Source organism: Streptomyces sp. NPDC037410 (genome assembly GCF_055602235.1).
The window spans coordinates 31670-49836 of sequence record NZ_JBVJWR010000002.1 but is presented as its reverse complement, the minus strand read 5'-3'; the positions used below and the strand labels follow the sequence as shown (position 1 = coordinate 49836).

The 18167-nt window shown below is 74.4% G+C and carries 16 protein-coding genes and 2 pseudogenes; 7 read left to right on the top strand and 11 right to left on the bottom strand.

All coding sequences use genetic code 11. The features are described from left to right. The first annotated feature begins 196 nt into the window (after positions 1 to 196). The 3 genes from ACZ7HT_RS03155 to ACZ7HT_RS03145 all read left to right on the top strand — a co-directional run bounded on the left by ACZ7HT_RS03155 (position 197) and on the right by ACZ7HT_RS03145 (position 1993). Entirely contained in the window at positions 197 to 742 is a 546-nt protein-coding gene (locus tag ACZ7HT_RS03155) for a sigma-70 family RNA polymerase sigma factor (RefSeq protein WP_471159149.1), read from the top strand. Positions 743 to 877: 135 nt separating this feature from the next. Next, complete coding sequence (locus ACZ7HT_RS03150) at positions 878 to 1291, top strand: PaaI family thioesterase (protein ID WP_471159147.1); 414 nt, start codon at positions 878 to 880, stop codon at positions 1289 to 1291. A gap of 204 nt (positions 1292 to 1495) precedes the next feature. Further along, positions 1496 to 1993: a hypothetical protein gene (locus tag ACZ7HT_RS03145; protein WP_471159145.1), complete on the top strand. Its 498-nt coding sequence runs from the start codon at positions 1496 to 1498 to the stop codon at positions 1991 to 1993. A gap of 6 nt (positions 1994 to 1999) precedes the next feature. Here ACZ7HT_RS03145 and ACZ7HT_RS03140 read toward each other — a convergent pair whose 3' ends face one another. Further along, positions 2000 to 3208 (bottom strand): sensor histidine kinase, encoded by a 1209-nt coding sequence (locus ACZ7HT_RS03140; protein ID WP_471159143.1) that lies wholly within the window; start codon positions 3206 to 3208, stop codon positions 2000 to 2002. Further along, positions 3205 to 4944 (bottom strand): sodium/solute symporter, encoded by a 1740-nt coding sequence (locus ACZ7HT_RS03135; RefSeq protein ID WP_471159141.1) that lies wholly within the window; start codon positions 4942 to 4944, stop codon positions 3205 to 3207. Before ACZ7HT_RS03135 ends, ACZ7HT_RS03140 begins: the two co-directional genes overlap by 4 nt. On the opposite strand from ACZ7HT_RS03135, the pseudogene ACZ7HT_RS03130 reads away from it, so the two are divergent. Beyond that, positions 4943 to 5041 (top strand): annotated as a pseudogene (locus ACZ7HT_RS03130) (hypothetical protein); the annotation flags it as partial. The gene ACZ7HT_RS03135 and the pseudogene ACZ7HT_RS03130 sit on opposite strands and share 2 nt — an antisense overlap. Before the next feature lie 33 nt (positions 5042 to 5074). Here the strand turns inward: ACZ7HT_RS03130 and ACZ7HT_RS03125 are convergent. The 6 genes and pseudogenes from ACZ7HT_RS03125 to ACZ7HT_RS03100 all read right to left on the bottom strand — a co-directional run. Beyond that, positions 5075 to 5446 (bottom strand): annotated as a pseudogene (locus tag ACZ7HT_RS03125) (hypothetical protein); the annotation flags it as partial. A 78-nt stretch (positions 5447 to 5524) separates the two neighbouring features. After that, positions 5525 to 6274, bottom strand: coding sequence for a LytR/AlgR family response regulator transcription factor (locus ACZ7HT_RS03120; protein ID WP_471159139.1), 750 nt, complete (start codon positions 6272 to 6274; stop codon positions 5525 to 5527). 182 nt (positions 6275 to 6456) lie between these two features. Further along, positions 6457 to 7329: an Fpg/Nei family DNA glycosylase gene (locus ACZ7HT_RS03115; protein ID WP_471159137.1), complete on the bottom strand. Its 873-nt coding sequence runs from the start codon at positions 7327 to 7329 to the stop codon at positions 6457 to 6459. A gap of 36 nt (positions 7330 to 7365) precedes the next feature. Beyond that, positions 7366 to 8745: a wax ester/triacylglycerol synthase family O-acyltransferase gene (locus ACZ7HT_RS03110; RefSeq protein ID WP_471159135.1), complete on the bottom strand. Its 1380-nt coding sequence runs from the start codon at positions 8743 to 8745 to the stop codon at positions 7366 to 7368. 107 nt (positions 8746 to 8852) lie between these two features. After that, positions 8853 to 10949, bottom strand: coding sequence for a SpoIIE family protein phosphatase (locus tag ACZ7HT_RS03105; protein WP_471159133.1), 2097 nt, complete (start codon positions 10947 to 10949; stop codon positions 8853 to 8855). Between the two features lie 49 nt (positions 10950 to 10998). After that, positions 10999 to 12159: a DUF6777 domain-containing protein gene (locus ACZ7HT_RS03100; protein ID WP_471159131.1), complete on the bottom strand. Its 1161-nt coding sequence runs from the start codon at positions 12157 to 12159 to the stop codon at positions 10999 to 11001. Between the two features lie 233 nt (positions 12160 to 12392). Here ACZ7HT_RS03100 and ACZ7HT_RS03095 point away from each other — a divergent pair, with 233 nt between their 5' ends. From ACZ7HT_RS03095 to ACZ7HT_RS03085, 3 genes are read left to right on the top strand one after another with little or no spacing between them, the layout of a single operon-like run. After that, positions 12393 to 13256 (top strand): YndJ family protein, encoded by an 864-nt coding sequence (locus tag ACZ7HT_RS03095; RefSeq protein WP_471160031.1) that lies wholly within the window; start codon positions 12393 to 12395, stop codon positions 13254 to 13256. Then, positions 13253 to 13795: a DUF1990 family protein gene (locus tag ACZ7HT_RS03090; RefSeq protein ID WP_471159129.1), complete on the top strand. Its 543-nt coding sequence runs from the start codon at positions 13253 to 13255 to the stop codon at positions 13793 to 13795. Before ACZ7HT_RS03095 ends, ACZ7HT_RS03090 begins: the two co-directional genes overlap by 4 nt. A gap of 22 nt (positions 13796 to 13817) precedes the next feature. Next, positions 13818 to 15245, top strand: a complete 1428-nt coding sequence (locus tag ACZ7HT_RS03085; protein ID WP_471159127.1) for a lipase maturation factor family protein — start codon at positions 13818 to 13820, stop codon at positions 15243 to 15245. 58 nt (positions 15246 to 15303) lie between these two features. Here ACZ7HT_RS03085 and ACZ7HT_RS03080 read toward each other — a convergent pair whose 3' ends face one another. From ACZ7HT_RS03080 to ACZ7HT_RS03070, 3 genes are all read right to left on the bottom strand, one after another. After that, on the bottom strand, positions 15304 to 15474 hold the full coding sequence (locus ACZ7HT_RS03080) for a hypothetical protein (RefSeq protein ID WP_376594700.1): 171 nt from the start codon (positions 15472 to 15474) through the stop codon (positions 15304 to 15306). 286 nt (positions 15475 to 15760) lie between these two features. After that, complete coding sequence (locus ACZ7HT_RS03075) at positions 15761 to 17245, bottom strand: SDR family NAD(P)-dependent oxidoreductase (protein ID WP_471159124.1); 1485 nt, start codon at positions 17243 to 17245, stop codon at positions 15761 to 15763. A 60-nt stretch (positions 17246 to 17305) separates the two neighbouring features. Further along, positions 17306 to 18028: a (2Fe-2S)-binding protein gene (locus tag ACZ7HT_RS03070; protein WP_471159122.1), complete on the bottom strand. Its 723-nt coding sequence runs from the start codon at positions 18026 to 18028 to the stop codon at positions 17306 to 17308. Positions 18029 to 18167 lie beyond the last annotated feature (139 nt).

The following is an 18167-nucleotide window of genomic DNA, read 5'->3' as shown; positions in this document are numbered from 1 at the left end:
GCAGTCAAGGGTCAAGGCCGCACCGGGTGACGAACCCCGCTGAAACGGACGCACCGACTCCGCCTGACCGTTCGCCGTACCATTCGCCGCTCCGTGCGACCGTTCGTCGCAGACCGTTGTCCGTTCCCTGTCCCTCGCCGTCCGGATGCGCTCGTATACGGCCCGGACGACGAGGTGCGGGAGAGGCGGGCGGAACATGACGACGACGGCGGCGAGAGCGAGGACCGACGAGCGGACCCTGGCGGAGCTGCAGCGGGACCACGGTCCCGCCCTGCTCGCCTTCCTGCTCGGGCTGACCTACGGGGACCGGCAGCGGGCCGAGGACCTCGTCCAGGAGACCCTGGTACGGGCCTGGCTCCACCCCGAGGCCTTCGACGGCCCCTACACCTCGATGCGCCCCTGGCTCTTCACTGTGGCCCGGCGCCTCGCCATCGACGCCCGCCGCTCACGCCTCGCCCGTCCCGCCGAGATCGGCGACGGCGTCCTCGCGGCGACGCCCGACCCCGCCGACGCCACGGCCTCTGCCGAGGCCGCGCTCGATGTACGGGCGGCCGTGCGGGAGCTGAGCCCCGAGCACCGCGCGGTGCTCGTCCGGCTCTACTTCCACGGCCTCACCGTCAACGAGGCCGCCGTCGACCTCGGCATCCCCGCCGGGACCGTCAAGTCCCGCTCGCACTACGCCCTGCGGCAGCTCGGCCGCTCCCTGCCCGGCTACCGACCGCACCGCGCGGCGGCGGCCTGAGCCCGAGGCCGGGGCCGTCGCCCGAGGCCGGGGCCGTCGCCCGAGGCCGTCGTCGGGGCCCGCGCCGGGGCCGCGGCCTCAGCCCGGGCCCGGGGGCCGTTGCCCGGGCTCGCGCCGTGGCCCCACAATGACGCCGTGACGCTGACACTCGCCGCCGCCGAAAAGGTCCTCGCCGACAACTTCGCCCCCTGGGTGCTCGATCTGGGACTCACCGTCGAATCAGTCGACGGCCACGAGGCCGTGCTCCGGCTGCCCTGGTCGGACCGGCTGGCCCGGGAGGGCGGCGGCCTCTCCGGCCAGGCCCTGATGGCCGCCGCCGACACCGCGACCGTGATCGCGGTCACCGCGGCCCGGGGCGGCTTCGTGCCGATGACCACCGTCCAGCAGTCGATCAGCTTCCAGCGCGCGGTGGTCGGCGCGGACGTCCTCGTACGGGCCCGGCTCACCAAGACGGGCAAGCGGATGGCCTTCGCCGACATCACCATGACCGCCGAGGGCACGGAGGAGACCGCCGCCCACGCGACCGCCGTCTACGCGCTCCTGGGCTGAGCGGACCCGGATTCCCCGCCCCTCCCGCCACCCGTGACCCGGCCGGCACCAGTAAACCCACCCGTACCGATCCGGCCGGGAAACGTATCCGAAACCACACGGGCGAGTTGAGCAAAGCGGGACCCGCGGGCGCCCTTCACGGAGGAGGCTCTCCCCCGGGCCCCTGACGTCCGGGGCCCTCACATCCGGGAGAAGGTGGGAGCGTTGCTGCCCGAGAGCACGAACGGCACCGGCGGCACGAGCGGCGGCGGCCTCGCCGTCCCGATGGCCTGGCTGTGTGCCGAGTACCTGGCCGACGAGGTGCTGCGGGCCGCCGCGCTCGTGGCGCCCGGCTCACTGGAGTACCGGGCCGGCCTCCAGGCCCTCGCCCTCACGGTCCACCTCGCCGAGGAACCGGGCGGGCCGGCCGGCGCGTGGGTCTCCTGCCGGGTCGACGAGTGGCTGCGGCACACCGCGTACGACCGGCCCTGGCCGCCCTGGGTCGAGGAGCGGCTCGCCGCGCGGCAGGCGGCGGGCGGCGACGGGCCCGACCTGGCGCTCGCCCGGACCGCGTGGAGCCGGCTGCGGGACACCTGGATCCGCGCCGCCGACCTCGACGGCCGGACCGACCCCGAGGGCCCGGTCGACGAGGCCGAGCAGATCTGGCTCCCCGCCTGGAAGCTGGGCCTCCCGCTCGCGCATCTGTCGCTGCACCTGCGCTGACGCCCGCTACGGGGCCGAAGGATGCACCCCCGGACGGTACTTGGGGACGCGTACCGTCACCTTCATCCCCGCGCCGGCCCCGGTCTCGATGACGAGCCCGTGCTCCGCCCCGTACACCTGGCGCAGTCGCTCGTCCACGTTGGACAGGCCGATGCCGGAGCCCGCCGGGTGCTCCCCGCACAGGACGGCGCGCAGCAGCTCCGGGTCCATGCCGATGCCGTCGTCCTCGACCGTCACCACCGCCTCCGCGCCCGCGTCGCGGGCGGCGATCGTGACCCGGCAGCCCCGCTCGCGGTCCTGGAGGCCGTGTTTGACGGCGTTCTCGACGAGGGGCTGGAGACAGAGGAACGGCAGGGTCACCGGCAGCACCTCCGGGGCGATCTGCAGGGTCACCTTCAGCCGGTCGCCGAAGCGGGCCCCGGCAAGCGCCAAGTACTGCTCGATGGCACGCAGTTCGTCCGCGAGCTGGGCGAACTCGCCGTGCTTGCGGAAGGAGTAGCGGGTGAAGTCGGCGAACTCCAGGAGGAGTTCCCGGGCCTGCTCCGGGTCGGTGCGGACGAACGAGGCTATCGCCGCGAGGGAGTTGAAGATGAAGTGCGGGGAGATCTGGGCGCGCAGCGCGCGGATCTCGGCCTCCACGATCCTGGTCCGCGAGCGGTCGAGTTCGGCCAGCTCCAGCTGGACGGAGACCCAGCGGGCCACCTCGGTCGCGGCCCGCACGAGGACGGCCGACTCCCGCGAGCCGTAGGCGACGAGCGCGCCGAGGACCCCGTCCTCGCCGGTGAGCGGGGCGGTCACCGCCCAGCGCAGCGGGCACGCCGGGTCGTCGCAGCCGCTGTGGGCGGAGCGGCTGCGGCCGGTCGCCAGGGTCTCGGCGGCCTGCTCGGACACGTGCGCCCGGTGGTGCGCCTCGCCGGGCCCGTCCCAGGCGAGGACCGCGCCCCGGTCGGTGAGGCAGAGCGCCTCGGTGCCGAGCAGCGAGCGGAGGGTGCGGGCCGCCTTGCGGGCGGTCTCCTCGGTGAGTCCGGCGCGCAGCGGGGGTGCGGCGAGCGAGGCGGTGTGCAGGGTGTGGAAGGTGGCCCGTTCGACGGGGGTGCCGAGGTCGGAGTCGGCGGCCGGGCCGCCGCGCCGGGCGGCGAACCGGCCCAGGACGAAGCCGGCGGCGAGCAGCACGGCCCCGGCTGCGGCCGCGGCGGCGAGGGCGATGCCACTCATCGGCGTGCCTCCTGGGCGGGGACGGGAACCGTGCCGGTGATCTCCTCCGGGAGGTGGAGCCGGGCGAGGATGGCGGGGGTGCCGGGCGGGATCCGGCGGGGGGTGGCGAGCGAGACGAGCACCATCGTCAGGAAGCCCAGGGGGACGGACCAGACGGCCGGCCAGGCCATCAGGGTGTGCGGCCAGCCCGCGGGGGCGAGTCCGGCGCGGGTCGCCATGACGGCCGCGAGGGCGGAGCCGCCGCCGAGCAGCAGACCGGCCATCGCGCCGGGCGGGGTGAGCCGCCGCCACCAGATCCCGAGGACGAGCAGCGGGCAGAAGGAGGAGGCGGAGACCGCGAAGGCGAGACCGACGGCGTCGGCGACCGGGACCTTGGAGGCGACCACCCCGACGGCGAGCGGGACGGCGGTGGCGAGCAGGGTCGCGAGGCGGAAGTGCCGTACGCCGCGGGAGGGCAGCACGTCCTGGGTGAGGACCCCGGCGACCGACATGGTGAGCCCGGAGGCGGTGGAGAGGAAGGCGGCGAAGGCGCCGGCCGCGAGGAGCGCCCCGAGGAGGTCGCCGAGGAGTCCGCCGAGGATCCGGTCGGGCAGGACGAGGACGGCGGCGTCGGCGGAGCCGGTGAGGGCGAGTTCGGGGGCGTAGACGCGGCCGAGCGCCCCGTACAGGCCGGGCAGCAGGTAGAAGGTGCCGACGAGGCCGAGCACGACGAGGGTGGTGCGGCGGGCGGCGCGGCCGTGCGGGCTGGTGTAGAAGCGGACGGCGACGTGCGGCAGTCCCATGGTGCCGAGGAAGGTCGCGAGGATCAGTCCGTACGTGGCGTACAGCTGGTGTCCGTCGCGGCCCCCGGCGAGCGGCTGGGACCAGCCGAGGGGGTCGGAGCCGCTGGCGGCCCGGTCGGGCAGGGGTGCGCCCGGGGCGAAGGCGAGCGAGGTGCCGCCCCGGACGTGGTGGGCGCCGGGGGCGAGGGTGACGGTCCGGTCGGTGTACGCGACGGAGTCGACGCTGCCGGTGACGGTGACCGTGAGCGGGGCGTCGAGCCCGATCCGTACCGTGTCCGCGAGCTTGACCACGGTGTGGCCGCGCAGCACGGCGGGGGCGTCGAACCGGGCCCGGGGCGCCCCGTCCCCGTACCAGGCGGCCAGCAGGAAGAGGGCGGGGACGAGCAGGGCGGTGAGCTTGAGCCAGTACTGGAAGGCCTGGACGAAGGTGATGCTGCGCATCCCGCCCGCGGCGACGGTGCCGGTGACGACGAGGGCGACGAGCAGCCCGCCGACCCAGTCGGGGGCGCCGGTGAGGATCTCCAGGGTGAGGCCGGCGCCCTGGAGCTGCGGCAGCAGGTAGAGCCAGCCGATGCCGACGACGAAGAGGCTGGCGAGCCGCCGGGCCTGCGGGGATTCGAGGCGGGCCTCGGCGAAGTCGGAGAGGGTGTACGCCCCGGAGCGGCGCAGCGGGGCGGCGACGAGGACGAGCAGGACGAGGTATCCGGCGGTGTAGCCGACCGGGTACCAGAGCATGGCGGGGCCCTGGACGAGGACGAGTCCCGCGATGCCGAGGAAGGAGGCGGCGGAGAGGTACTCGCCGCTGATGGCGGCGGCGTTGAGGCCGGGCCGGACGGTCCGCGAGGCGACGTAGAAGTCGGAGGTGGTGCGGGAGATGCGCAGGCCGAGGGCGCCGATGAGGACGGTGGCGAGGACGACGGCGGTGACGGCGGCGACGGCGTAGGTCTGGTTCATGCGGGGTGGTTCACCGTTCTCATCGCTCGACGAGGCCGGTTTCGACGAGGCCGGTTTCGACGGAGCCCGTCTCGGCGAAGCCCGTTTCGACGGAGCCCGTTTCGACGGAGCCCGTTTCGACGGAGCCCGTTTCGACGAGGCCGGTGAAGTCGCGTTCGTTGCGCTCGGCGCGGCGGACGTACCAGTGGGCGATGGCCCAGACGACCGGGTACACGCCGAAGCCGAGGGCCGCCCAGACGAGCGCCTCCGGTGCGGGCAGCGCGAGCAGCAGCGGCAGCGAGCCGACGAGGAGGGCGAGGGCCCCAAGGGCGGTGAGGCCGGCGCGGAGCTGGCTGCGCATCAGGGAGCGGACGTAGGTGTGACCGAGGGTGGTCTGCTCGTCGATCTCGGAGCGGGCCGGGGGGTGCGGGGCGCGGAGACGGGCCACGGTCCGGTCGCCGACCGCCGAGGCGTAGGTGACGGTCTCGCGCCGGGGGCGGCGCGGGGGTGGGTGCTCGGACATCGGCGTCCGCTCTCTCGCGGTCGTGTGGGTCCGTGGAGTCTACGCAGCGGGATCCGGGCGCGGTAGACGTGTGGTCGGTCAGCCCCCGGCCCGGCGCATCAGGAGGTCCCGCAGGTGGCGGGCGTGGCGGCGGCTGACGGCGAGGGCGGTGTCGCCGAGCCGGACGGAGGTGGCGCCGCCGTCGAGGCGGAGTTCGTCGACGCGGGCGAGGGCCACGAGGTGGCTGCGGTGGATGCGGACGAAGCCGCGGGAGGCCCAGCGCTCCTCCAGGGTGGAGAGCGGGATGCGGACGAGGTGGCTGCCGTGGTCGGTGTGGAGGCGGGCGTAGTCGCCGTGGGCCTCGACGTACGCGATGTCGTCGACGTTCAGGAACCGGGTGACGCCGCCGAGCTCGACGGGGATCTGTTCAGCGGCTGCGGGGGCGGTGACGGCGGTGGCGTGGACCAGCTCGTGGACGCGGCGGACGGCCTCGGCGAGGCGCTCGCGGCGGACGGGCTTGAGGACGTAGTCGACGGCCTTCAGGTCGAAGGCCTGGAGCGCGAAGCCCTCGTGGGCGGTGACGAAGACGACGAGCGGCGGGCGGGCGAAGCCGGCGAGCAGCCGGGCCACGTCGAGGCCGGTGAGGCCGGGCATGTGGATGTCGAGGAAGACGACGTCGATGCCGTCGTCGCCGTCGGGGCCGGTCTCCAGGGCGCGCCCGATCCTGCGCAGGGCCGCGGTGGCGTCACCGGCGCCCTCGGCCGTCCGCACTCGGGGGTCGGCGCGCAGCAGGTAGAGCAGCTCGCCGAGGGCGGGCTCCTCGTCGTCGACGGCCAGGACGCGCAGCATGCGGCGGAGTCTATGTGAGCGGTGGCGCTCTCTCCTCAGGCAGCGGCGCTCTCTATGCGCATCAGGCAGCGGCGGTCTCTATGCGAGTCAGGCAGCGGCGCTGTCTATGTGGGTCAGGCAGTGGCGCTGCCTATGTGGGTCAGGCAATGGCGCTGTCCATGCGAGTCAGGAAGCGGCGCTCTCTATTTGAGCAGCTTCGACAGGCGTCGGTCGGCGAGGGGCTTCCCGCCGGTCTGGCAGGTGGGGCAGTACTGGAGGGAGGAGTCGCTGAAGGAGACCTCGCGGATGGTGTCGCCGCAGACCGGGCAGGGTTCGCCGGTGCGCCCGTGGACGCGCAGGCCGCTCTTCTTCTCGGCCTTGAGCTTGCCGGCGGCGAGGCCGTGGGAGCGTGCGACGGCCTCGCGGAGGGTGGTGCGCATCGCCGTGTACAGGTCGGCGGTCTCTTCCGGGGTGAGGTTCTGGGTGGGTTTGAAGGGCGACATCTTCGCGGCGTGGAGGATCTCGTCGCTGTAGGCGTTGCCGATGCCGGCGATGAGGCTCTGGTCGCGCAGGGCGCCCTTGATCTGGCGCCGTTCGCCGGCGAGCAGGGCGGCGAACCGCTCGGGGCCGAAGGCCTCGGCGAGCGGGTCGGGGCCGAGGCGGGCGACGCCCGGCACCTCCTGGGGGTCGTGGACGAGGTGGACGGCGAGGCGTTTGGTGGTGCCGGCCTCGGTGAGGTCGAAGCCGTCGCCGCCGGTGAGTGCGGTACGCAGCGCCAGCGGGCCCTTGCCGGGTTTCGGCGGTCCGGAGGGCAGCGGGTCCTGCCAGCGGAGCCAGCCGGCGCGGGCCAGGTGGATCAGGAGGTGGAGTTCGCCCGCCGCCCCGAGGGTGGTGAGGTCCAGGAACTTCCCGTGCCGCCCGACCGCGGTGACCTCGGCGCCCTCGACGGCGCTCAGGGGCGGGTCGTACGTCTTGAGGACGCTGATAGCGACGGGCAGGACGCGGGCGATCTCCTTGCCGACCAGGTGCGCGTCGAGGAACTCGCGGAGCGCTTCCACCTCGGGTAGTTCGGGCATGGCTCCACCCTGCCGCACGGGTGGCCGGGACGCGCGTCAGGCGGGGGCTGCGGCGCCCTCGTCCCCGGGCGGGTCGAGCAGGTCGAGTTCGGCGGTGAGCGCGGCGGCCAGGGCGTCGAGGTCGGGGACGGCCGCGCCGTCGGCGACGAGGCCGATGTGGACCTGGCCGCCGTACGGGGACATGGCGACGGCGAGGGCCTGGCCGCGGGCGAGCGGGGCCATCGGGAAGAGCGCGCGCAGCGGGGCGCCGCCGAGGGAGAGCGCGGAGCGGGGCAGCGGCACCTGCGTGACGAGGAGGTCGAAGAGGAGGCGGGCGGCGCCGGCGGCGAGGGGGGCGCCGAAGCGGTGGGCGAGCGGGTGGAGTTGGTCGGCGAGGAGGGCGACGGCGCCCGCTCCGCGGTGGGGTCCGGCGGCCTTGTTGCGGTCCATGGCGTGGCGGACGGCGGTGAGCCGGCCGGCCGGGTCGGCTTCGGTGACCGGCAGGTCGAGCAGGTATCCGGAGAGGCTGTTGCCGGGGCCCGCGGGGGTGCCGGGGCGGCGGCGGGAGACGGGGACGAGGGCCCGCGGGTCGGCGCCGGGCAGGGGCAGGCCGCGTCCGTCGAACCAGCGGCGCAGGGCGCCGGCGACGAGGGCGAGGAGGACGTCGTTGGCGGTGCCGCCGGTGCTGCGGCGGATCCGGTGGACGCGGTCGAGGGGCAGGGTGGCGGTGGCGATCCGGCGCGTACCGCTGGGGTCGGCGGCGAGCGGGGTGGTGGGGCGCGGGTCGAGGTGGCCGGCGCGGGCGACCGAGGAGCCGACGACCGAGGCGCCGACCTCGACGGCCCGGCCGAGGTCGCCGAGGCGGTCGCGGGCGATGCCGAGGAGGCGGCCGGGTCCGGGGAGCCAGGAGCGCGGGGGGACGGGGCGGGGGCGGCCCACGGGGCGGCGGCCCGCGGCGATCTCGTCGAAGATCCCGGCGCCGATGGCGACGGCGCGCATGCCGTCGGCGAGGGCGTGGTGGAGTTTGACGAGGACGGCGAAGGAGCCGTCGGGGGCGCCGCTGAGCAGGTACATCTCCCAGGGCGGCAGGCCGCGGGCGACGGGGCGTTCCATGAGTTCGGCGGCGAGCCGGGCGGCTTCGGCGGGGAAGTCGGCGCCCTGCAGGGTGATCTCGTGGACGTGCCGGCGTACGTCGAAGTCGGGGTCGGGGGTCCAGGCGGCGCCGCCGACGGGGAACAGGACGTCACGGACGCGCATGCGGAGCCGGGGGACGGCGGCGGCGCGGCGGGCGAGCAGTTCCCGTACGTCGGCGGGCTCCTGCCCGGCGGTGGTGGGTGGGGGGCCGAAGTGGGCGAGGGCCCCGAGGTGCAGGGGGTGCTCCGTGGATTCCAGGTGCCAGAAGGCCAGGTCCAGGGGTGCCAGTAGCTCGCTGCTCAAGTTGTCCTCTTGTCTGCGATTTCCTGCGCGGTGAGACCGGTGAACGAAGTCAATCGCATACCGTCAGTTACGGTCAAGTACGATCAGTTCACGCTCAGTTAACAAGTTCAGTGCTCCACAGTGAACTCGCACCACACGCACTTCCCGCCGCCCCGTGACTCCACACCCCACGCGTCGGAGAGCCGGTCGACCAGGAGCAGCCCCCGCCCGGACACGCCCGCCTCCCCGGCCTCGCGGCGCCGGGGCAGGGCACTGGACCGGTCCTCCACCTCCACCCGCAACCGTCGCGGGGGCCCGGTGAGGATCCGCAGGGTCACGATCGCCCCGCCGTCGGTGTGCATCAGGGCGTTGGTCATCAGCTCGTCGGCGACCAGTTCGATCTCGTCCGCGCGCTCCCCCGCGCCCCAGGCCCGGACGGCGGCCCGGATCATGTGCCGGGCCGAGCTCAGCGCCTCCGGGTCGTTCTGCGCCACGTGCTGCTGGAAGCGGCCGGTGCCCTGCGGGTGGTACGTGCCGTGGCGGCGCAGCAGCAGGATCGCGACGTCGTCCTCGCCGCCCCGCTCGGCGACGACGTCGCAGAGGTGGTCGGCGAGCTGCTGGAGGTCGGAGGGGCCGCGCCGGACGAGCGAGGAGAGCCACTGGAGGCCCTCGTCGAGGTCGGCTCCGGGCTTCTCGACGAGCCCGTCGGTGTAGAGCATCAGCGTCTGGCCGGGGTCCAGTTCCAGGGTGGTCACGGGGTAGTCGAGGCGGCCGAACTCCGCGGAGAGCCCGAGCGGCAGCCCGCCGACGACCGGGAGTCTGCGGCAGCCGCCGTCGAGCTCCCGGATCAGCGGGTCGACATGGCCGGCGCGTACCACCTGGACGACCCCGGTGGCGAGGTCGACCTCGGCGTACGTGCAGGTGGCGAAGCGTTCGGTGTCGAGCTCGTGGAGGAAGACCGAGGCGCGGGCCATCACCGTGGCCGGAGGGTGCCCCTCGGCGGCGTAGGCGCGCAGCACGATCCGCAGCTGCCCCATGACGGCGGCCGCGTGGGTGTCGTGGCCCTGCACGTCGCCGATGACGCAGCCGACCCGGCCGCCGGGCAGCGCGATGATGTCGTACCAGTCGCCGCCGATGTCCCGGCCGAGGCGGGCCGAGCGGTAGCGGACGGCGGTCTGGGCGCCGGGCACGTCGGGGATGCGGCGCGGCAGCATCGCCTGCTGGAGCCCTTCGGCGAGGTCGTGCTCCTGCTCGTAGAGCATGGCCCGCTGGAGGCTCTGGGCGATGCTGCTGCCGAGGGCGACGAGCAGGGTCCGCTCGTCCTCGCTGAACCCGGTCCGGTCGCTGTAGAGCAGGCCGAGCGCGCCGATGGGCCGGGCCTGGGCGATGAGCGGCAGATAGGCGGCCGCGGTGATGCCGAGGCCGCTGATGTGCGGCCAGAGCACCGGGAAGGACTCGGCGAAGTCGCGGGCCGAGTCGATGAACCGGGGGCGCAGGGTGCGGACGACCTCGCTCATCGGGTACGGCTCGTCCACCCGGGTGAACCGGGTGCCCGGCACGAAGGCGCCGTCCGGTCCCTCGGCGACGAGATGGATGCGCCCGGCTTCGAGGAGGCCCATGACGAGGCTGGCCGCGCCGAAGTGTTCCAGCGCGCGCGAGTCGTTGAGCAGGTCGATGACGTCCTGCACGGTCCTGGCGTCGGCGAGGGCCGCCGTGGTGCCCTCGACGACGCCGGCGCGCCGCCGGCGCCCTTCGTCGAGGCCCAGGCGGGCGGCGGACTCGGTGAGTTCGTGGGTGGCGTCGCGCAGGACGCCGATGATGCGGACGGGCCGCCCGGTGCCGTCGCGCTGCACGAGGCCCTGGGTGTGGGTCCACTGGTGGCTGCCGTCTCGGCGGCGGATGCGGAAGTACGCGCCGTACTGCTCGCTGCCGTCCTTGAGCGCCTGGGCGACCAGGGTGTCGAGGCGGCGGCCCTCGTCCGGCAGCACCCGCGGAGCGAGGCTCGCGGGCCGGCCGTCGTACTCCCCGGGGTCCATGTCGAAGACGTCGAGGGCGGCGGCGTCCATGGTCATGGCCCCGGTGAGCAGGTCCCAGTCGAAGCCGCCCATGCGGAAGGCGGAGCCGTAGTCGGCCAGGATCCTGGTCCTGGCCTCCCGCTCCCCCGAGTCGTCCGGCGCGTGGTGCGGCCGCGCCATCGCCTCACCGCCCCCGCTGCCCGCGTTCATGGGGCCACGCTAGGCGCAGGCAGCCCGGCGCGCACCAGGAAGATCCGTTTCACCCCTGGAAGGTCTCCGGCTGGTCGGGCAGCGGACCGGCCGGGAAGAGCTCGTCGCCCGGCGGGGTCCCGTCGGGGACGGTGGGCGGTTCGGAGGGGGGTTCCGCGAAGGGGTCGGGGACGGTCCCGGGGTCGGTGTACGGGTCGGGGACCGGTTCCGTGTACGGGTCGGGGGCGGGCGGCAGCGGTGCCGTCGGGTCGGTGCCCGTGCCGCCGGTGCCGGACGGGTCGGGGACGTCGGGCAGCGGGGTCGCGGGGGCGGGCCGGGCGGGGTCCGGGGGGACCGGCACCGGGGAGGCAGGGTCCGGGGCGGTGCCGCGGTCGGGGGCCGTCGGGTCGGGGGTGCCGGTGCCGGAGAGGGCGCAGGTGTCGGGGTCGCAGGCCGGTGCCGTGTCGGGCGTCCTGTCCTCGTCCCCGTCCGTGCCCGTGCGCCGTTCGATCCAGCTGCGGTCGGTGGTGTTGACGATGACCAGACTGGGGACGGGGGAGCCGGCCGGCCGGACGGTGATCACGCGGTCGGGGTCGAAGCCGTCCCACTGGTCGCCCTGGTGGACGCCGCCGCGGTCGGCGGCGGGGCTGCGGAGCGGGTTGCCGCAGGCGCAGCGGACGCGCGGGGAGCCGTACTGGTCGACGAGGACGGCGGTGCCGGTCTGCAGGACGGCCTGGAAGGCGTTGGCCCGGCCCTCGCGGTAGCCGTGGTCGGTGACGCGGGTGTCGGCGCGCAGGGCGACCGGGGTGAGCCCGCGGAGCCAGTCGGCGAGCTTGGTCTCGGGGATGCCGGAGGCCTCGGCGAAGGCGCGGGCCTTGGTGCGGTCCCCGGTGAGGAGGGCGACCTGCCGTTCGACGTCGCAGCTGCCGATCGCGCGGGTGCCGCCGTAGAGGCCGGGAGTGGAGCCGGTGACCTCGCGGACCTGCTGCGCGTCCTCGCCGGGCGGCCGGGCGGCGGCGGTGGGCGGTGCGGTGTTGCGGACGGTGGAGGCGGTGAAGGGGTCGGGCCCGTGGGCGCCGAGCGGCTGGAGGAAGACGTCCTGGATGGGTGCGGCGGCCGGTTCGCCGCCGGCGCCCTCCCACACGTTCGTGCAGCCCGTGAGCAGCAGGGCCGAGACGAGGCCCGCGGCCGCGGGGCGGGTTCGCCGCGCACGGCGGAGGGATGAGCACACCTGGTTCTCCCGACTTTCTCTCCCCCGGGCGCGGCGCCCGGTTGCGGCCAGTGCCTCATGTCTGTCGCAGTGCGTGGGGCGGTGCAAGCGGAGAGCGGCCGAGCGGGTCGGAGCGCTCGGCCGGGGTGGTGACGGGTGCCCCTCCGGACACCCGCTTGAACACGTTCAAGAAAAGCTCTACGCTCGACTCGCCAGTTGAACACGTTCAAGTGGGGGTGTGTGGGATGACCGCGCTGTCGGTCCTGGTGAATTCGGTCGTGATGATCGGCATGTTCTGGGTCGTGCCGACGGGGCTCGCGCTCGTCGACGGCCCCCGGCCGCCCGGGTGGGACCGGCTCCGGCGCGTCTGGCCCCTGCTCGCCGCCCCCGGCGCCCTGGCCCTCTGGCTGCCCCGCTCCGCGGCCGCCACCGCGCTCGCCGCCGCCTACGCCCTCGCCACCCTGGCGCTCGCGCTCCAGGCCCCGGCCCGGCTGATGCTGACCCGCTCCCTCCGGCCCGGCGAGATCGCCGTCCTCTCCGCCCTGGTGGCCCCGTCCGTCGCGGGCCTGGCGCTGGTCGCCGAGCGGGCCTCGTACCCGCTGTTCGGCTTCGACCTGGACATCCTCGCCCTGACCGTCCCGCACTTCCACTTCGCGGGCTTCGCCGCCGCCCTGGTCGCCGGGCTCGTCAGCCGTACGTCCGACGGTCCCGCCGCCCGCTTCGCCGCGCTCAGCGTCCCGGCCGGCACCCTGCTCGTCCTGCTCGGCTACTTCGTCGACGACTGGGCCGAGCTCGCGGGCGCCGTCGTCCTGACCGCCGGCATGGCCGCGGTCTCCGTGCTGACCCTGCGGGAGCGCCGCGAGCTCGCCGCCGACCGGCTCACCCGGGGCCTGCTCGCCGTCTCCGCCCTGGTCCTCTTCGCCACCATGCTGCTCGCGCTCAGCTGGGCGCTCGGCGAGGCGACGGGCCTTCCACACCTCTCCCTGACCTGGACGGCCGCCACGCACGGCCTGGGCAACGCCCTCGGCTTCGCCGTCTGCGCGCTCCTCGCCCGCCGCCGCCTCGCCACGGACCACACCACTCCGGCCCCTCTCCCCCGAACGGAGCTTCCGGCATGACCCGCCTGACGCACGACCTCTCCCGTCCCCGCCCCGGCCTCACCTACCGCGAGGTCGGCGCCACCCGCGCCCCGGAGGCGCTCCCCGCCGGCTACCACCACCTGCGGCACAGCGCGGTCGTCGGCCACGGCAGGGCCGCCTTCGAGACGGCGGGGGCCGCCGTGACCACCTGGCGGATGCACCGCGCGTCCCGGGCGCGCGTCCGTGCCGACGCCGAGCGCGCCGAGCCCGGCGTCCGCCTGGAGGTGGCGCTGGGCGCGGGCCCGCTGCGGATCGGCGTCCCGTGCGAGGTGATCTGGACGGCGTACGAAGAGAACCGCACCGGTTTCGCGTACGGCACCCTGAGCGGGCACCCGGAGTGCGGCGAGGAGTCCTTCGTCGTCGCGCTCGAACCGGACGGCACGGTCCGCTTCACGGTCACCGCCTTCAGCCGCCCCGCCGCCTGGTACACCCGGCTCGGCGGGCCCGTGATCCCGCGCCTCCAGCACGCGTACGCGCGTCTCCTCGGACGGAACCTCCGGCGCCTCGTCAACGCGTGATCCCGGGCCGATACTGGAGGGGATGGAGTGGTTCACCGCACCCGACCAGTGGCTGAGCCGGATCGTCTTCCAGCGGGGCCTCGCCGGGCTGTACTGCGTGGCGTTCCTTTCGGCAGCCCTCCAGTTCCGGGCGCTGATCGGGGAGCGCGGCATGCTCCCCGTACCGGAGTACGTGCGCCGGACCCGCCCCCGGCACACGCCCTCGCTCTTCCACTGGCGCTACTCCGACCGCCTCTTCGCGACCGTCTCCTGGTCCGGCGCCGCCCTCGCGCTCGCGCTCGTCGCGGGCGCCGGGGACGCCGTGCCGCTGCCGGTGTCGATGCTGCTGTGGCTGGTGCTCTGGGGTCTCTACCTGTCGATCGTGAACGTGGGGCAGACCTGGTACGCCTTCGGCTGGGAGTCCCTGCTCCTGGAGACCGGGCTCCTCGCGGTCTTCCTCGGCAACGACGACACGGGCCCGCCGGTCCTCGTCCTGTTCCTGCTGCGCTGGCTGCTCTTCCGCGTCGAGTTCGGCGCCGGGCTGATCAAGATCCGCGGCGACCCCTGCTGGCGGAACCTGACCTGCCTCTACCACCACCACGAGACCCAGCCGATGCCCGGCCCGCTGAGCTGGTTCTTCCACCATCTGCCCCGGCCGCTGCACCGGGTGGAGGTCGCGGCCAACCACGTCGTCCAGCTGGGCGTGCCGTTCCTGCTGTTCACCCCGCAGCCGGTGGCGACGGTGGCGGCATGTCTGATGGTGGCGACGCAGCTGTGGCTGGTGCTCTCCGGCAACTTCGCCTGGCTGAACTGGATCACGATCGTGCTCGCCCTGTCCGTCGTGGACGCCTCCCCGCTCACCGGCGCGCACCCCCAGCCGGATCCCCCGCTCTGGTACGTGGTCGTGGTCGTCGCGTTCACCGCGTTCGTCCTGGTACGGAGCTACCGCCCGGTGCGCAACCTGCTCTCCCGGCGCCAGGCGATGAACCGCTCGTACGACCCGTACCACCTGGTCAACAGCTACGGCGCGTTCGGCACGGTCGGCCGGGTCCGGGACGAGATCGTCGTCGAGGGGACCGACGACCCGGTGCCGCACCCGGACACGGTGTGGCGCGAGTACGGCTTCAAGGGGAAGCCGGGCGATCCGCGCCGGCTGCCCCGGCAGTTCGCCCCGTACCATCTGCGGCTCGACTGGCTGATGTGGTTCGCCGCGCTCTCCCCCGGGTACGCGCGTGATTGGTTCGGCCCCTTCGTCGAGCGGCTGCTCGAAGGCGACCGGGACACCCTGCGGCTGCTCGCCCACAACCCGTTCCCGGACGAGCCGCCGACCCTCGTCCGCGCCCGGCTCTACCGCTACCGGTACACGACCTGGCACGAGCTCCGGACCACCGGGGCCTGGTGGCACCGCACGCTCGTACGCGAGTACATGCCGCCGATCCGCCTGCGGGAACCCACGGACACCGCCCGCTGAACGCACCGGTGCCCCCGCGCCGCGGACGGCCGGGGGCACTCGGGGTGAGGCGGAGGGATCAGTCGATGCCGGGCAGGATGTGGGGCTCGGCCAGGTCCTCCTCGTAGCCCGCGAGACGGATCGGGGCCGCGTGGGCCCAGACGTCGAGGCTGCCGAGTTCGCCGTTCCTGCGGGGCCGGTCCTTGCGTTCGGCCGGTCGCGGTTCCTGCTTCGTCAGTTCGGGTGTCACCGCGCACTCCTCTGTGTCGCGTCAATGTGGGACAGATGCCTGGCGGTCGCGGTGGCGCCGTTCGGGGCGGGACCGCGGCCTTGGTGGCAGGCCTGTCCCAGGGCGGCCGTGAGGATGGTGTGGCTCCTCGGTGGCCGACCGTGCGCCTCACATTAACCAAATGAGCGCGCCTGCGCTCTACCGGGCTGCAAAGTGTGACGCATTCGGGTGAAGCAAGACGGAAAAGCGCCCCACCGGGCCGGTGGGGCGCTCTTGCCGAACGTACGGGACCTGCGGTATTCCCGGCCTACCAGTTGGCGGGGGCGTAGTCCTTGAGGAAGACGCCGTAGAGGTCCTCGCCCGCCTCGCCGCGCACGACCGGGTCGTACACCCGGGCCGCGCCGTCGACGAGGTCGAGCGGCGCGTGGAAACCGGCCTCGGCGAGGCGCAGCTTGTCGAAGTGCGGGCGCTCGTCGGTGATCCAGCCTGTGTCCACCGAGGTCATCAGGATGCCGTCGGTCTCGAACATCTCGTGGCCACTGGTCCGCGTCACCATGTTCATCGCGGCCTTGGCCGCATTGGTGTTCGGGTGGCCGGCGCCCTTGTAGCCGCGGCTGAACACGCCCTCCATCGCCGACACGTTCACGACGTAGGCACGGCCGCTGGCCGCCTTCTTCGCCGCCTCGGCCATCGCCGGCCGCAGCTTGCTGATCAGGATGAACGGCGCCGTGTAGTTGCACAGCTGGGTCTCGAGGAGCTCCACCGGGGAGATCTGCTCGATGCTCTGCACCCAGGTGTTGGAGTCGACGACGTCCGGCACGAGGCCGCCCGCGTCGATGGCGGTGCCGTCGAGGTGCCGGGCGATGCTGGCGTTGCCGGCGACCAGGGCGAGGTCGGCGACCTGCTGCGCCTCCAGGTCCCGCACGCCGACGGGCAGCTCGGACGAGCCGACGAGCTCGCCGACCGCGCCCGAGTTGAACGCGCCGATCACGTGGTGGGCGGGCAGCTCGCCGGCGGGCAGCGGGGCCGTCTCGCCGTCGACGAGCGCGGCGTACGCCGAGGGCAGGCGGCGCACGGTCTGCGTCGCGTTGTTGATGAGGATGTCGAGCGGGCCGGCCTCGGCCATCTGGTCGGCGAGCGCGACGGCCTGCGCGGGGTCGCGCAGGTCGATGCCGACGACCTCCAGGCGGTGCATCCAGTCCGCGGAGTCCTCCATCGCCTTGAAGCGGCGGATGGCGTCCTTGGGGAAGCGGGTGGTGATGGTGGTGTGGGCGCCGTCGCGCAGCAGCCGCAGCGCGATGTACATGCCGATCTTGGCCCGGCCACCGGTGAGCAGCGCGCGCTTGCCGGTCAGGTCGGCGCGGGCCTCCCGCTTGGCCCGGTTCTCCGCCGCGCACGGCTGGCAGAGCTGGTGGTAGAAGTAGTCGACCTCGACGAACCGCGTCTTGCAGACGTAGCAGGAGCGCGGGCGCTGGAGTATCCCCGCGATCCGCCCCTCCTCCGTGACGGAACTGGGCAGCAGGCCCTCGGTCTCGTCGTCGATGCGCTGCGCGGAGCCGGTGGCCGTGGCCTCGGTGACCGCCTTGTCGTTCGCGGTCTTCGCGGCCCGGCGCTCCTGGCGGCGGCGCTGCTTCACGGTCCGGTAGATCCCGGCGGTGGCGCGCCGGACGGTGATCGCGTCCGGGTGGTCGACGTCGATGTCGTCGAGCTCGTCGAGGACGCTCAGGCAGACGGCCAGGCGCTCGGGGTCGATGCCCGGCCCGTAATCCTGGTTTTCTTCGGTCACCGTCATGGCCTTCGGGTTCCTCGTTCGCTCGTACGTCGCCGCTCGCGGGCATTCAAAGACCCAACTTTACGGAGCGGAGGGCCGCGCCTCCAAACCCGTTCGGGGTGCGTGGTCGAAGACACAGTCGCCGCACAGCCCGCCGCCCGGCGAGCGGTAGTAGAGGCAGCAGCTGGTGCGCCGCAGCCGGGGGCCGCGGACCGTACCGGCGAGGTCCGGGTGGTCCAGGAGCCCGGAGACCAGGGCGGCGGCCCGCTCGGCCGCCTCCGGCCGCCCCTGGGTACGCGCCCAGCGGATCAGCTCGCGCAGGGCGCCGGCGAGGGCGGAGCCGGCGTTGCCCCACAGGAGCCGCACGGAGAGGGCGCCGTCGCGGCGCAGGGCCGCGTGCAGCGGGACGAGATGGGCGTCGAGCACGGCCGCGCGCAGCTCGTCCACGGTCGCGGGGCGGGTCGCGGAGCCGGCCCACCACAGGTCGTCGGGCGCGGCCAGGGCCCCGTCCCAGAACAGCTCGGCGGGGTCGAGGGCCGGGAAACGGCCGTGCAGCGCGGCGGGACCGAGGGCGGTGGACCAGAGCCGGGCGGCGAGCCCGAGATGGGCGACGGAGGCCCCGACGCGCCGCTCGGAGGCGCCGATCCGGGCGGTGACGTGGTCCACGCGCGCGGTGAGGGGGCCGTCCTCCCCCGCGTACAGACGGGCGAGCGGGCGGTGCGCGCCGCCGGTGTCGGGGGCGGTGGTCCGCAGGACGAAGAAGCCGCCCGGCTCCCCGCCGTCACCGCTCGCGCCGAGTCCCATGCACGCCCCCGCCCTCACGTCCTGTCGTCACGTCCTGTCGTCGCCCCACCGTAACTCTCGGAAGTTTCCCGTCGCCGAGAGCACTCCGCCGCCTCCCCGATCCGGGCGGAAAGGGCGCTTTACACCCCTTCTGACCTGC